At 63.6% G+C, this 13,566-nt stretch carries 13 protein-coding genes; 7 read left to right on the top strand and 6 right to left on the bottom strand.

What is annotated here, in order from left to right; all coding sequences use genetic code 11:
* Nucleotides 1-63: 63 nt before the first annotated feature.
* Nucleotides 64-1,545, top strand: coding sequence for a restriction endonuclease subunit M (locus tag NY08_RS00595; RefSeq protein ID WP_045199465.1), 1,482 nt, complete (start codon nucleotides 64-66; stop codon nucleotides 1,543-1,545).
* Here the strand turns inward: NY08_RS00595 and NY08_RS00590 are convergent.
* The gene (locus tag NY08_RS00590; protein WP_045194308.1) at nucleotides 1,529-1,846 is read right to left on the bottom strand and encodes an ArsR/SmtB family transcription factor; all 318 of its coding nucleotides are present in this window, start codon (nucleotides 1,844-1,846) and stop codon (nucleotides 1,529-1,531) included. The two genes, NY08_RS00595 and NY08_RS00590, sit on opposite strands and share 17 nt — an antisense overlap.
* Nucleotides 1,847-1,934: 88 nt before the next feature.
* Between NY08_RS00590 and NY08_RS00585 the strand changes: the two genes are divergently transcribed.
* Together NY08_RS00585 and NY08_RS00580 are read left to right on the top strand one after the other, a co-directional pair.
* Nucleotides 1,935-2,984: an SDR family oxidoreductase gene (locus tag NY08_RS00585; RefSeq protein WP_045194306.1), complete on the top strand. Its 1,050-nt coding sequence runs from the start codon at nucleotides 1,935-1,937 to the stop codon at nucleotides 2,982-2,984.
* 79 nt (nucleotides 2,985-3,063) lie between these two features.
* Nucleotides 3,064-3,855 carry an acyl-CoA thioesterase gene (locus tag NY08_RS00580; RefSeq protein ID WP_045194305.1) on the top strand — a complete coding sequence of 264 codons (792 nt, stop codon included), beginning with the start codon at nucleotides 3,064-3,066 and terminating at the stop codon, nucleotides 3,853-3,855.
* Here NY08_RS00580 and NY08_RS00575 read toward each other — a convergent pair.
* From NY08_RS00575 to NY08_RS00560, 4 genes are all read right to left on the bottom strand, one after another.
* On the bottom strand, nucleotides 3,843-5,318 hold the full coding sequence (locus NY08_RS00575; protein WP_045194303.1) for a mannitol dehydrogenase family protein: 1,476 nt from the start codon (nucleotides 5,316-5,318) through the stop codon (nucleotides 3,843-3,845). The genes NY08_RS00580 and NY08_RS00575 overlap by 13 nt on opposite strands.
* 104 nt (nucleotides 5,319-5,422) lie before the next feature.
* Nucleotides 5,423-6,394: an ABC transporter substrate-binding protein gene (locus NY08_RS00570; protein WP_032395047.1), complete on the bottom strand. Its 972-nt coding sequence runs from the start codon at nucleotides 6,392-6,394 to the stop codon at nucleotides 5,423-5,425.
* Between the two features lie 53 nt (nucleotides 6,395-6,447).
* Nucleotides 6,448-7,545, bottom strand: coding sequence for an ABC transporter permease (locus NY08_RS00565; protein WP_082073654.1), 1,098 nt, complete (start codon nucleotides 7,543-7,545; stop codon nucleotides 6,448-6,450).
* Nucleotides 7,542-8,321: an ATP-binding cassette domain-containing protein gene (locus NY08_RS00560; RefSeq protein WP_032395046.1), complete on the bottom strand. Its 780-nt coding sequence runs from the start codon at nucleotides 8,319-8,321 to the stop codon at nucleotides 7,542-7,544. The genes NY08_RS00565 and NY08_RS00560 overlap by 4 nt, the downstream gene beginning before the upstream one ends.
* Nucleotides 8,322-8,726: 405 nt before the next feature.
* On the opposite strand from NY08_RS00560, the gene NY08_RS00555 reads away from it, so the two are divergent.
* Nucleotides 8,727-9,452: an SDR family oxidoreductase gene (locus NY08_RS00555; protein ID WP_032395045.1), complete on the top strand. Its 726-nt coding sequence runs from the start codon at nucleotides 8,727-8,729 to the stop codon at nucleotides 9,450-9,452.
* 31 nt (nucleotides 9,453-9,483) lie between these two features.
* On the top strand, nucleotides 9,484-10,491 hold the full coding sequence (locus tag NY08_RS00550) for a LacI family DNA-binding transcriptional regulator (RefSeq protein ID WP_045194301.1): 1,008 nt from the start codon (nucleotides 9,484-9,486) through the stop codon (nucleotides 10,489-10,491).
* Here NY08_RS00550 and NY08_RS25025 read toward each other — a convergent pair.
* Complete coding sequence (locus NY08_RS25025) at nucleotides 10,476-11,030, bottom strand: AAA family ATPase (protein WP_052683682.1); 555 nt, start codon at nucleotides 11,028-11,030, stop codon at nucleotides 10,476-10,478. The two genes, NY08_RS00550 and NY08_RS25025, sit on opposite strands and share 16 nt — an antisense overlap.
* A gap of 102 nt (nucleotides 11,031-11,132) precedes the next feature.
* Here NY08_RS25025 and NY08_RS00540 point away from each other — a divergent pair, with 102 nt between their 5' ends.
* Together NY08_RS00540 and NY08_RS00535 are read left to right on the top strand one after the other, a co-directional pair.
* Nucleotides 11,133-12,137: a LacI family DNA-binding transcriptional regulator gene (locus tag NY08_RS00540; protein WP_045194299.1), complete on the top strand. Its 1,005-nt coding sequence runs from the start codon at nucleotides 11,133-11,135 to the stop codon at nucleotides 12,135-12,137.
* Between the two features lie 10 nt (nucleotides 12,138-12,147).
* Nucleotides 12,148-13,503: an FGGY-family carbohydrate kinase gene (locus tag NY08_RS00535; RefSeq protein ID WP_052683681.1), complete on the top strand. Its 1,356-nt coding sequence runs from the start codon at nucleotides 12,148-12,150 to the stop codon at nucleotides 13,501-13,503.
* Nucleotides 13,504-13,566 lie beyond the last annotated feature (63 nt).

Raw genomic sequence — 13,566 nt, 5'->3', positions numbered from 1 at the left:
TTCGGCAGTGGTGTGGTTGAGTGCCGTAGAAGGAACTTGTTCGCACCACCGCCGGAGGCATCGATGCCCAACAACGAGTTCGGGGACTTCCAGACCCCGATCGAGTTGGCACGTGCGTTGGTGAACACCCTGCCTCGACGGCAGTGGACTCGTGTCCTGGAACCCACGTGTGGTGTCGGGAACTTCTTGTCGGTCATCGGTGAGCGTCACCCCGACACAGAACGGGTCGGAATCGAAGTGCAGCCCGAGTACGCCGCGGCAGCATCGATATTCGGCAGGGTGATCACAGCATCGATCTTCGATTTCGACCTGGCGCGCGACATCGCATGGACGTCGGAGTCGGGCCCGACCCTCGTCGTCGGCAACCCACCGTGGGTGACCAACTCACAGCTGTCGGTTCTGGGTTCCAGCAACAGACCGGCTCGTGCGAACACCGGGAACGTGCGCGGCATCGATGCGATCACCGGAAGCTCGAATTTCGATGTTGCGGAGTTCATCTGGATCAAGTTGCTCGCCGAGTTCGCAGATCGCCCGGTCACCGTTGCGATGATCTGCAAAACCCAGGTAGCTCGAAACGTCCTGTTGCACTGCGCCCGGCACGGCCTTCCGATCACCGGTTCGAGTCTGCGCCCCATCGACGCCAAGAAGTGGTTCGACGCCGGAGTCGATGCCTGCTGGTTCGTGGTCGAACTCGGAACCGATGCAACCGACCACACCGCGCAGATGTATTCGAGCATGGACGCACTGCACCCCAGCAGCAGGATCGGAGTGGTCGACGGACAACTCGTCGCGGACGTCGACGCCTACGAGCGAAGCAAGCAGTTCGATGGCATCAGTCCACTGATATGGCGTCAGGGCATCAAACACGATGCGTCTGCCGTCATGGAACTGGCCGAGAACGACGGCCCGCGAACCAAACTCGGAGCTGCGGTCGACGTCGAGACAGACTTCCTGTTTCCTCTGTTCAAATGCACCGACGTCTATCGCGACAAGTTGAGCGTGGTCTCGCGATGGATGATCGTGCCGCAATCCCACACCGGTGACGACACCGCACAGTTGGCGGACAGCGCACCGAAGTTGTGGAAGTACCTGACCGACAACGCGACAGCTCTCGATGGCCGGAAGTCGTCGATCTACCGAAATCGCGCCCGGTTCTGCATCTTCGGTGTCGGGCCGTACACGTTTGCGCCCTACAAGATCGCGATCTCCGGATTCCACAAGATTCCGCAGTTCAGGATGGTCGGCCCCTACGACGGAAAACCTGCGGTGTTCGACGACGCCACCTATCTACTGCCATTCGAGGACCCAGCGGCATGCGCCGTCGCCCATGCACTGTTGACCGGACCGGAAGCGACTGATCTCATCGCGGCCCTCGCATTCTGGGACAGCAAGCGACCGGTGACGAAGAAGCTGCTCCAACGCATCGACCTGAGCGCCATCGCACGTACAACCGACCGGCGCACACTGCGGGACCGGGCGCGAGATGTGCACACGGACAGCAGTTCGATCGATCAGGCGATCGACGACTTCACAGATCGGACTTGATTGTCTCGGCCAGTCGGTCGAGGAATTCGTCGTTGCGTTTGTAATGCACCCAGGGGCCGATCTTGGTGCTTGTCACCAGCTGCGCGCGTTGCAGCACGGCCATGTACTGCGAGGCTGTGGACTGCGAAACACCCGCCCGCGATCGAATGTGCTTGAGGCACACTCCCACGTCCTCGGCGGGCTCGAGCTGGGGCGGAAAGTCACTGGGATCCTTGAGCCACCGCATGATCGCCAATCGCGCGGGATTGCTCAGCGCACCGAACACCGCCGCGAGCTCTGCGGGGTCCAGTTCGTCAGCCACCCTCGAAGCCTACTCCAATATCGCAATATCCCGATATGTGGTCTACTAAAGACATCGCAATATCGCGATATCCAGATAGGAGAAGTTCATGTCACGCGTAGCAGTGGTAGTGGGAGCCAACGGAGTGATCGGCGGCAACTTGGTCGATCACCTGCAGCGAACAGGTAATTGGGACATCGTCGGGCTCTCACGCCGCGGCGGTATCGACGACGGACGCGTCCGGCACATCGCGGTGGATCTGCTCGACGCCGACGAGACGCACCGCAGACTGGCCGAGCTCACCGACGTCACGCACATCTTCTACGCCGCGTATCAGGAGAGACCGAGCTGGGCCGAACTCGTCGCCCCCAATCTCTCGATGCTCGTCAACGTGGTCACGGCCATCGAGGACAGTTCACCGGACCTCGAGCACGTGAGTCTGATGCAGGGATACAAGGTGTACGGCGCACACCTGGGGCCCTTCAAAACCCCGGCGCGAGAATCCGATCCGCCCCACATGCCGCCCGAGTTCAACGTCGATCAGCAGCAGTTTCTCGAGGCGCGGCAATTCGGCAAGCGGTGGACCTGGTCGGCCATCCGGCCATCGGTGGTGTGCGGTGTCGCTCTCGGAAACCCGATGAACCTGGCCACGGTGATCGCCGTGTACGCCACCATATGCGCGAAACTGGGCGTCCCCATGCGGTTTCCGGGAAAGCCCGGTGCCTTCGGCTCGTTGCTCGAGATGACCGACGCATCGTTGCTCGCCGAGGCGACGGTATGGGCGGCCACCACGCCGACCTGCGCCAATCAGGCGTTCAACATCACCAACGGCGACCTGTTTCGCTGGAGCGAGATGTGGCCGCGCATCGCGGGTCTGTTCGACCTCGACACCGCAACTCCGTTACCGATGTCCCTGGCGGACGCCATGGCAGACAAGGAGCCGCTGTGGGATTCCATCGTCGCCGAGCACGGACTGCAGTCGACTCCGTATTCCGACGTCTCTTCCTGGGCATTCGGTGATTTCGTGTTCTCCTGGGATTACGACGTCATCGCCGACGGTTCCAAGGCCCGTCGCATGGGATTTCACCGCTTCGTCGACACCGAGGCCATGTTCGCCGGGATCTTCGCCGAGCTACGCAGCCGGCGAATCATTCCGTGAGGAGCCACCCTGCGTGGCGTGTAGGTGAGCCGGATAGTTTGAATCGGCACCAACGCCGATCGAGACCTACGGGAGAACAATGCATCCGTTCGACACAGCAGTGGCACTCGAGACCGTCGCCGACGGCACTTACCGCGGTAAGACGTCGGCACCGTACAACAACATGGTCGGCCCGTTCGGTGGTCTCACCGCCGCAACGTTCGTCCGTGCCATCGAGCTGCATCCCGAATGTCTGGGTTCACCGGTCTCGCTGACGGTGAACTTCGCCGGCCCCGTCGCCGAGGGTGAGTTCGATATCTCGGCGCGTGCCGTGCGCACCAACCGAAGCAATCAACACTGGTATCTCGAACTGACTCAGGGTGGCGACGTCGCCACTACCGCAACAGCAGTGTTCGGTACGAGGCGCGAGACGTGGGACACCATCGAGGCAGTGGCACCGACCGTTCCCTCCCCCGCCGAGACGCCCCGAGGCACCTTTCCCGATGCGATCGCCTGGGCACAGAACTACGAGATGCGTTTCGTGGCAGGCGCTCTGAGCGACCAGGAATCCGCGGACTCGACCGAAACCCTGTGGATTCGAGACACACCGCCGCGTCCGTTGGACTTCCCGGCACTGACATCGCTCAGCGATGTGTTCTATCCCAGGATCTTTCAGCGTCTCGGTCGCTACGTTCCGGCGGGCACCATCTCACTGACGACCCACTTCTTCGCGACGCCCGAGGATCTCGTCAGCCACTCCGACGGGTACATCCTCGGCACTGCCCGAGCGCGCCGCTTCCACCGGGGTTACTTCGACCAGACGGCCGAACTGTGGACCGAGGGCGGGACATTGCTGGCGACGAGTCACCAGGTGGTCTATTACAAGGCCTGACCGACCGACTGTTCCAGCACGCGCCGTACGGCTCCGCGCGCTCCGCTGTCCTGAAGCGACCGTTTGGCCCTCTGGTACGCGCCGCGCAGCCGAGGACTGGTCGAGAGGTCCCCGAACACAGCAGGATTCGCCACGAAGGCACCGGGGTTGTCGTGGTCTTCCCAGGACAGCCGCTGAAGATGTTCGGCATCCGCGTCGAGCATCGGCACGTCTCCGCGCTCGTAGACACCGCACCACGCTGCGAGTATCAACGCGCAGTGGTCGACGCATCGATCCCGGGCCAGCAGGTCGCGAATCACCGGTAGTACGAACTTCGGAATGCGGGCGGACGCGTCGACGATCTGCCGTTCGAGCGTGTCGCGAACGGCAAGGCTGGAAAAGCGTTGCAGCAGTTGGTCTATGTAGCCGTCGATGTCGATTCCCGGTACAGGGGCGAGGGTGGGTGCGGCCTCGTTCCGCATGTACGACGCCACGAATTCGTGCAGGTCTGGGCTGGCCATCACCTCGTGCACGTGGGTGTACTCGGCGAGTATGCCGAGGTAGCTCATCGCCTGATGGGAGCCGTTGAGCAGCCGCAGTTTCATGTGTTCGTACGGCGCGACGTCGGCGACGAGTTGCACTCCGACCTCGTCGAAGGGCGGCCGCCCGAACGAGAACGTGTCTTCGACCACCCACTGCGAGAACGATTCCGACCGTACCGGCCAGCCGTCGTCGATTCCGAAGTCGTTGCGCACGTCGTCGACGACGGCGGTCGTCGTAGCGGGGGTGATGCGGTCGACCATCGAGTTGGGAAACGCGACCGTGGTATCGATCCAGTCGGCGAGATCGGCGTCGTGATGGCGGGCGAACGAGGTCAACGCCGTTCGGGTCACCGACCCGTTGTGAACGATGTTGTCGCACGACATCACGGTGAAGGGCGGAATCCCGTGGTACCGGCGGGTGGCGAGGGCAACGGTGAGGAAGCCGAAGACACTCGACGGTACCGAGATATCCCCCAGGTCGTGCAGCACTGCGGGATCGGTGGGCGTGAACGCTCCGGTGGCGTCGTCGACGCCGTAACCGGACTCGGTGATGGTCAAGGACACGATCATCGTGGCGGGTGAGCTGAGCACATCGAGTACGCCCTGCGGATCGTCGGGCGCGTAGACGAAGTCGGCGACCGAACCGATCACCCGGGCGTCCCGTCGACCGTCCGGATCCACCGTGACGAGGGTGTAGAGGTGGTCCTGCGAGTCGAGGACGTCCCCGATCTTCCTGTCTCCCGGCAACACTCCCACTCCGCACAGAGCCCAGTCGAGATGCCCGGCCGCGAGCAGCCGGTCGAAGTACACCGCCTGATGTGCGCGATGAAACGCGCCGACGCCGAAATGCACCACACCGCAGTGCAGTTCGTCCAAGTCGTAGGCCGGCTTCGTGACGGTCGCGGGCAGCTCTTCCAACGTCGCGCGGCGAAGCATGGTCATGACAGGTTCCTCGGATCGAACGATTCGGATGGAATTGGTGAGCGGTGGCGCTCCCGGGCATGTGCTGCCACCAGGAGCACCACCGCAGTTCGAGGTGCTACAGGTCAGCAGGACGACTTGTAGACGTACTGCGCACCGTCGCCGTCGATGTTGTCGGCCGTGATGACGTGGAAGCCGGTGGAGATCTCGGACGTGACCGGCTTGTTGTCGATCGCAGCCATGGCCTGCTCGACGCCGTCGGTGCCGATCGTGTCGGGCTGCTGGGCGATCAGTGCCTGCACTGTTCCTTCACGCAGCTGCTTGACCTGTGCGGGACCGGCATCGAATCCGACGATCTTGACCTGGTCCTGCTTGCCTGCCTGCCGGACGCCCGTCGCGGTGCCCTCGGCTGCAAAGGTGTTGGCGGCGAAGATGCCGACGATGTCGGGGTCCTTGGCCAGAGCGGCCGAGACCAGACGGGCAGCTTCGGCCGGGTCGTTGTGGCTGTACTGCACTCCGAGGTAGTCGAATGCCGAATTGGCTCCTACGGCCTCTTCGAAGCCTTCGACACGCGCATCTGCGGTGGAGATACCGGGGTCGGTGGAGATGACCAGAACCTTGCCGCCGGAGGGGTTGAGCTCCTGGATGGCGTTGAATGCTTCCGCTCCACCGCCCTTGTTGTCCGAGGAGATCGACGACACCGCGATGGACGGATCTTCGAGGGTGGTGTCGACGAGGACGACCTTGATGCCCGCGTTCGCCGCAGCCGCCAACGGTGCCTGCATCGCCGCGACGTCGGTGGGCGCGATCAGGATGGCCGACGGCCGCGATGCGACGACTGAATCGACGATCGGCTTCTGCAGCGTTGGATCGAACTTGACCGGGCCCTGAGTGTCGACGGTGACGCCGGCGGCCTCGGCTGCAGCTTCGATTCCGCACTGCATGCTGATGTAGAACTCGTCGCCGCTCACGCCCTGGATGAAGGCGATCTTGCCGCTGCCGTCACCGCTTCCGGAGTCGGACGAGCAGCCCGCCAGAAACATGGCGGAGACCGAAGCGACACTCAGTGCAACGACGGCGGTGCGTGATGTGATCATGGTCGACTTTCTTGTAAGGGATTGTGCGAGAGGGAGTTGTGGGCCGGCCCGAGCTACGGACTTCGGGACCAGAGTTTCTTGAGCGAACTGGGCGACTGACCTCGACTCGCTGCGTCACGACGACGCTGATCGAAGTACACGGCGGCGATGAGGACGGCGCCGACGGCGACCTGCTGCCAGAACGGCTGAACGCCGACGATGACGAATCCGTTCTGCAGCACCGCGGGAATGAAGAGTCCGACGACGGTGCCGAACATCGTGCCGATGCCACCGAACAGGCTCGTTCCGCCGATGACAACGGCCGCAATGACATTGAGGTTGGTCTGCGACTGACCCGCGATGGCGGTGGTGCCGTACTGCGAGAGCGACAGAATTCCTGCGAGTCCGGCGAGGGTGCCCGAGAGTGCGTAGATCTTGACCAGGTGCATGTCCACCTTGATGCCGACTCGACGAGCGGACTGTTCCTTCGAGCCGACGGCGAACGTGTAGAGACCGAACTTGGTGCGATGCAGCACGATTCCGAAGATGACCACCAGCACCAGGGCGATGCTCGAGATCAGCGGGATGGTGGTGGCCGGTAGATTTCCGTACCCGATCGTGTCGACCAGTACCGGTGGAACGTCTCGGATGTCGACGCCGCCGGTGATGACCTGCGAGAGCCCGAGTGCGCCGCCCAGGGTACCGAGCGTGACGATCAGTGGAGGCACATTGGCCTTGCCGATCAGAAATCCGTTGAGCAATCCCCAGCAGAGGCCGCATCCCAGGGCCACCACGATCCCGACGGCGGCGACTCCCCATCCGTCGCCACCGATGGCTGCCATGGTCTTGGCCGAGACGACACCGGAGAAGACGAGAACCGACCCGACGGAAAGGTCGATGCCGCTGGTGACGATCACGAACGTCATGCCGATCCCGAGGACGGCCAGGATGGAGACGTTCTGGATGATCTGCCGAATGTTGCCCCACTCGGGGAAACTCCCGGGAGCCATGATCGAGAACACGATGCAGATGGCTGCCAACACCAGGACGATCTGGAAGACCTGGACGCGAGCGAGGTTACGGAGCGATTCGACGAGGTCGAACGTGTGCTTCGACGGCTTCTCGCTCGGCGGCAACGGTTCGATGGATGGGGTGATGATCTGATTGCTCATCGTGTGGCTCCGGTGGTCGCGCCGGTCATCGCACCGACGAGTTCTTCCATGGTCGTGTTCTTGGCGTCGAGAGTGGCGACGCGTCTGCCCATCCGCAGCACCTGCACGCGGTCCGCGACCTCGATGACGTGTGGCATCGAGTGACTGATGAAGACCACTGCCACTCCCCGATCTGCCACCCGACGAATGGTGTCGAGTACGTTGCGGGTCTGCACCACGCCGAGCGCAGCGGTCGGTTCGTCGAGGAACACAACCCCCTTGGCCCATGCGACGGCACGTGCGATGGCGATGGCCTGCTGCTGTCCACCGGACATCGAGCCGACCGGGACGGTCAGACTGCGAACGGTGGCTCCCAGTTCGTCGAGAGCGGCCTGCGATTGCTTGCGCATCGTGGACACGTCGAGGAAACCGAGTCGGCCGAGCGGGCCTCTCGCCGGCAGCTCCCGGCCGAGGAACATGTTCTGCTGGGCGTTGAGGTGCGGCGCGAGCGCTAGATCCTGGAACACCGTCTCGATGCCGAGTTCCGCTGCCACCGTTGGGCTGTCGAGATCGACGGCGGTGCCGTCGAACAGGATCTCGCCGGTGTCGACGGCAAGGCTTCCCGAGAGCGCCTTGACCAACGTCGACTTGCCGGCACCGTTGTCGCCGATGAGGGCGACGACCTCGCCGGGGTAGATGTCGAAATCGGCGTCGTCGAGGGCGCGCACGTTTCCGAAGCTCCTCGACAATCCCCTCGCTTCGAGGATCGGTGTCGCAACAGGTGCAACGCTGGCCATGGGTACTCCTAGGTCGGATCGAAAACCTTCGGGTGCGGGATGGACACCCCCACCGGTGCCCGTGCAGCTCGGTCGGTGAACGTGATCTGCGAGGCGGGTCGAGCTCCCCGCGGGGCTCGTTGTGTAAACGAGTGTGACCCACGCAACCCGCGTTGTCACGTGTTTCGCGAAAATTCATGTCACCGGTGACATGACACAAACGATGCACATGGAAGGTGGCGCACTGTCGAACCACTATCGGACCGGACGGTACCGTCTCTCAGCTGCAGAAATACTCGATCTGTTCGATTTTCGAGCCGTCGGACGTGTCCTGAGGTACCGTCCATGACACCGATGACATCGCGTGCGCTCAGCGAGCCGATGACATCGATGACATATCCATTCGGAACAGCAGAGGTAGACCCCATGGCGAAGTTCGACGGCCGGACGATCTTGGTGACCGGTGCCAGCGGAGGTATCGGCTCGGCGACGGTGCGACGGCTCGTGGCCGACGGTGCCGATGTCGTTGCCGCGGGCCAGTCGGTGGATGCATTGGACAAGCTCGCCGACGAGACCGGCGCACAACCCCTGGCCTTCGACCTGACGTCGGAAGACAGCGTGCGTGACGCCGTCTCCGGCTTGGAGCTGTACGGGGTGGTGAACTGCGCGGGCTTCGGCGGCGAGATCGCGACGCCTCAGGACACCGACATCTCGATCTTCGACAAGGTCATCGCCATCAACGCGCGCGGCGCTCTGCTCGTCATCAAGTACACCGTCCCCGCGATGATCGCCGCCGGCGTCGGATCGATCGTCAACGTCTCGAGCCAGGCCAGTCTCGTCGCGCTGACAGGACACGTCTCCTACGGTTCCTCGAAAGCAGCCCTGGACAACATCACTCGCGTCTCGGCCCTCGAACTCGGCCGCCACGGAATCCGGGTCAACGGAGTCAATCCGACCGTCGTGATGACGGAGATGTCCGCGTTCTACTGGGGTCGTCCGGAGATCGAGGAGCCGTTCCTGGCACAGATGCCGTTGGGTCGCTGGGCCACCGAGGACGAGATTGCCGCGCCAATTGCCTTCTTGTTGAGCGATGATGCTTCCATGGTGACGGGAGTGTCGTTGCCGGTGGACGGCGGCTACACCAGTCGATGACGAGCGGACGACGAGCAGACGGGGGTAGATCATGACCACGATGCAGGATGTCGCGGCGCTGGCCAGAGTCAGCGCCAAGACCGTCTCACGGGTGTACAACAACGACCCGCACGTCGACCCCGACACGCGCGCTCGCGTCACCGATGCCCTGAACTCGCTCAATTACGTTCCGAACACGATGGCGACGTCGTTTCGCAACGGTCAAGCCGCGGCAATCGGTGTGGCCGTGCCCGACATCGACGATCCATTCTTCTCCTCCATCGCACGCGCGGTGGAGGAGCGTGCCCGTGAGGACGACATGGCCGTGCTGATCACCAGCCTGGGCCACGACGGTGATCAGGAGCAGGCGCTGGTCGAGTCACTGCTGCGGAGGCAGTTGAGCGGCTTGATCATTGCACCCACGGGTGCCGACCACGGCTATCTGGAGCGGTGGATCGACAAGACTCCCACGGTCTTCGTCGATCGCGGACCCGATGGCCTCAAGGCCGACAGCTTCGTCGACGACGATCACGGTGGGGCGGTGCTGGCCACCGATCATCTGCTTCGACTCGGCCACACTCGGATCGCGGTCATCGGCGACAGTGCCAACATTCCTACCAGCCGAAATCGGCTGAAGGGGTATCGAGAGTCGTTGCAGGCCCGAGGAATCGAGTTCGACGAATCCCTCGTTGCGCTCGGCGTCATGGGCCGCGACGATGCACGCAGCGCCCTGACCGCACTGACCGCGCTCGACGATCCACCGACAGCGCTGTTCCTCTCCAACGCACGCGTGGCCATGGCATGTGTCCCCGTTCTGCAGCAGATGAACTTGCTGCATCTGGCGTTCGTCGGATTCGGCGACTTTCCCCTTGCCGATGCCGTGATGCCACCGGTGACGGTGATCGACCAGAATCCTGCTCGGCTGGGCCGGTTGGCCATCGAGCGACTACTGGGCCGAATCGAGAATCCCGGCAAGCGCTTCAAGCGGCGAAACATACTCGAGGTCGAGCTGATCGAACGTCGATCGTGCACGCCCGGAAGCGATCATCGCTGCACGTAGCCCTCGAGAGTTCCCGCGACCAGCTCGACCTGCTGCTCGGTGGACAGCTCGGCATCGACCCGCAGATGAGGAACACGCGGCTTCTCCGCCGGAGTATCCGACGGCCGATGTGCGTCGCGCTCCGCCCCACGGGCCGCCCGTCGACGCGCCAGAAGTTCCGGCGAGCCGTCCACGTGCACGACCGACGTTGTGGCCGGTGCCAATTGCGCGATCAGCTGCTCCCATTCCGCGCCACCGGTCAGCTCACGAGTGAACGGAGCCACGAGGACCGGCCGCTGACCGATGTCCACGAGATCGGTGGCAGCGGCGAGCAATACTGCATATCGGCCGGCTCGAATCTGCTCCGAGTGCGGCCCTGGACTGTTCCAGTGCGGGCCGACCGACACCGAATCCAGCTGATCGAGAAGCGGATTCGTCAGGGTGTCGAGGTCGAGCAAGGGGATGCGGAAACGGCGCGCCAGCTCGCGTCCCAGGGTGGTCTTTCCACTCCCGGCAGCACCCGCGACGAGAAGGACCGGCAGTCGATCCCGATCGATCACGGAAACGTCTTGACAGACATGAGGCATAGCGGGAATCATACAAGACAACGTTGTCTCGCACCTTGCTACAGCGAAACGCAATCCCTCCGATCGAGAGTTCACGTGACCGAGCGCGCAAGCATCAAAGACGTCGCCGCATTGGCAGGCGTCAGCTTCAAGACCGTCTCCCGCGTCGTCAATGGCGTGGACACCGTCTTGCCCGAGTTGCGCGAACGCGTCGAGGCCGCGGTGCAGACGCTGAACTACGTCCCCAATTCGGCTGCGCGCTCGTTGAAATCGGGATCGGGCAACACCATCGGCATCGTCGTCGACTCCATCGACGACGTGTTCTTCGCTTCCCTGGTCAGTGCCGTCGAGGATCGAGCTCTCGAACACGGACTCGCCGTCATCGTCGGCAGCACCGGGTTCGACGCCCAGCGCGAACGTGACCAGCTGGCACTGCTGGCCGGTCAACACGTGCGCGGCATCATTCTCGCGCCGGTCGGCGATCACAGCGACTTCCTCGTGCCTCGGCGTCGGACATTGCCCACGGTGACCATCGACCGTTCCATCCCGGGACTCGATTCGGTCATCGTCGACGATTACGGCGCTGCCAAACGAGCCGTCGAGAAACTGGTGGAGGGCGGGCACACCCGAATTGCGTTGCTCGGCTTCGACGATCGACTGCAGACCGCGCAGTTGCGCCGTGAGGCGTATTTCGATGTTCTCGCGAACCTCGGCCAGAAGCCGGACGTGGCACTTGCTCCCCCGGTGTCGCACGCCGCCGATTCGGTACGGCCCGTGGTGAAGAAGCTACTGGCACTACGCAATCCGCCGACCGCCTTCTTCGTCGCCAACGCACGTCATGCGACGGCCGTGGTATCGGTGCTGCACGAAATGGATCGCACCGACGTGGCGATGGTCTCGTTCGGTAATTTCTCGCTCGCCGATGCCGTCAGTCCATCGGTGACATGCATCGACCAAGACCCGTATCGCATCGGCACACTCGCGTTCGATCGGCTGGTGCAGCGTTTCGACGATCCCTACCTCGAACCGGAGCAGCAGGTCGCGCCCACCACGTTGGTGGAAAGACTCTCGCATGCACTCCCCCTACCCGTACAGAAATGAGACCAACTCCGTGAACCCCAGACTTGTTGCGGGACTGGACCTCGGGAGCACCGGCGTCAAAGTACTCGTCACCGACGATGCCGGCACCGAAATGCTCATCGAGCAGAGTCCGACACCGTGGCGTCACGGCCCGGGCGGTACCACCGATCTCGCGGCCGAGGACTTGCTCGCCACCATCGCGAATCTGCTCGAGGCCGTCGCGCGCCGACTGCCCGAGGTGACCGGCGATCCCGCGTCGCGCATCGATGCGATCGCGGTGTCCGGAATGGGTGAGACGGGCTTTCTTCTGGATCAAGACAACGTTGTCCGAGCGCCGGCATTCGCGTGGTTCGATCCCCGAGGGCAACAGCAGGTCGACGCACTACCCCAGGATCTACGTGACCGGTTCGCCGGGAAGACAGGCCTTCCCGTCGGCGTCCAGGTGTCGGTGGTCAAGATCGCGCACCTGCGCGACAACGGACTGAAGCTGGCCGGACTGCGATGGTTCAACCTTCCCGAGTTCGTCGTGCTGTCCCTCGGTGGCCGCGCGGTGGCCGATTACTCGCTCGGTTCCCGAACCGGCCTGCTCGATCAGGACACCGGCGAGCCGTGGTCGGAGATGTTGACGCACTTGGGCGTCGGGGCCGAATTCATCCCGCCTCTCGTCGATGCGGGCACGGATCTGGGAACGGCAACCGGACCCGCCCTCCCCGACGCCATCGCGGGGGCACGGTTGACCGTGGCCGGCCATGACCACCTCGTCTCCGCCGTATCGGGTGGGGCAATCCCCAACGACCGCTATCACGTGTCGATGGGAACCGCCGAGGTGCTGCTGCGAGTGCTCGACGCTCCGCTGACGCCCGATGCACGAAGCCGTCTGGCCGATCATCTGATCAATTCGGTGCGGCATGTGGTTCCGGGCCAACACGTACTCGTCGCCGGAGTCAAGACCGGGCTGTTGATGCGACGGGCGTTGCAGTTGTGCGACATCACCGACCGCGCCGGGCGTGACCTGCTCGATCAGCGGGTGTGCGCATTGCCTGCCGGTGGACCGTCCACCGACGGCGGTATCGACATCGCCGGAGCCCGCAACGACGACGGGGTTCTGTCGATCACCGTGCGGACGGACGGGGTGAACGCGGCGGAGTTGTTCCGTTCGATTCTGTTGCACGGCAACGACGAGATCGCGCGGCTCATCGCCGCCCTCGACGCGGAGGTTGCCCCGGCCCGTTCCACGCTGCTCACCGGCGGCTGGGCGAGCATGGCCAGCGTTCGAGATGCCCGCGCGCAGGTGCTCCCCGATGTCTCGGTCTCCACCCGCGCCCAGGACACCGCCTACGGCGCAGCGTTGTTCGCGGCGCGACTACTGACGCTCATAGAGATCTGAGCCCACATTTCTGCAGTGAGACAACGTTGTCTCGCTCGCTCTCGACCCCAACCCAGCACCAGG

The sequence above is a fragment of the Rhodococcus sp. B7740 genome, from assembly GCF_000954115.1.
GTDB lineage: Bacteria > Actinomycetota > Actinomycetes > Mycobacteriales > Mycobacteriaceae > Rhodococcoides.
This window is presented reverse-complemented; position numbering and strand designations above follow the sequence as displayed.

Excerpts from the sequence above, each read along its gene's own strand:
- NY08_RS00580 (WP_045194305.1), top strand. The coding sequence starts at position 3,064 with ATGCATCCGTTCGACACAGCAGTGGCACTCGAGACCGTCGCCGACGGC.
- NY08_RS00595 (WP_045199465.1), top strand. The coding sequence starts at position 64 with ATGCCCAACAACGAGTTCGGGGACTTCCAGACCCCGATCGAGTTGGCA.
- NY08_RS00555 (WP_032395045.1), top strand. The coding sequence starts at position 8,727 with ATGGCGAAGTTCGACGGCCGGACGATCTTGGTGACCGGTGCCAGCGGA.
- NY08_RS00585 (WP_045194306.1), top strand. The coding sequence starts at position 1,935 with ATGTCACGCGTAGCAGTGGTAGTGGGAGCCAACGGAGTGATCGGCGGC.
- NY08_RS00570 (WP_032395047.1), bottom strand. The coding sequence starts at position 6,394 with ATGATCACATCACGCACCGCCGTCGTTGCACTGAGTGTCGCTTCGGTC.
- NY08_RS00550 (WP_045194301.1), top strand. The coding sequence starts at position 9,484 with ATGACCACGATGCAGGATGTCGCGGCGCTGGCCAGAGTCAGCGCCAAG.
- NY08_RS00565 (WP_082073654.1), bottom strand. The coding sequence starts at position 7,545 with ATGAGCAATCAGATCATCACCCCATCCATCGAACCGTTGCCGCCGAGC.
- NY08_RS00560 (WP_032395046.1), bottom strand. The coding sequence starts at position 8,321 with ATGGCCAGCGTTGCACCTGTTGCGACACCGATCCTCGAAGCGAGGGGA.
- NY08_RS00575 (WP_045194303.1), bottom strand. The coding sequence starts at position 5,318 with ATGACCATGCTTCGCCGCGCGACGTTGGAAGAGCTGCCCGCGACCGTC.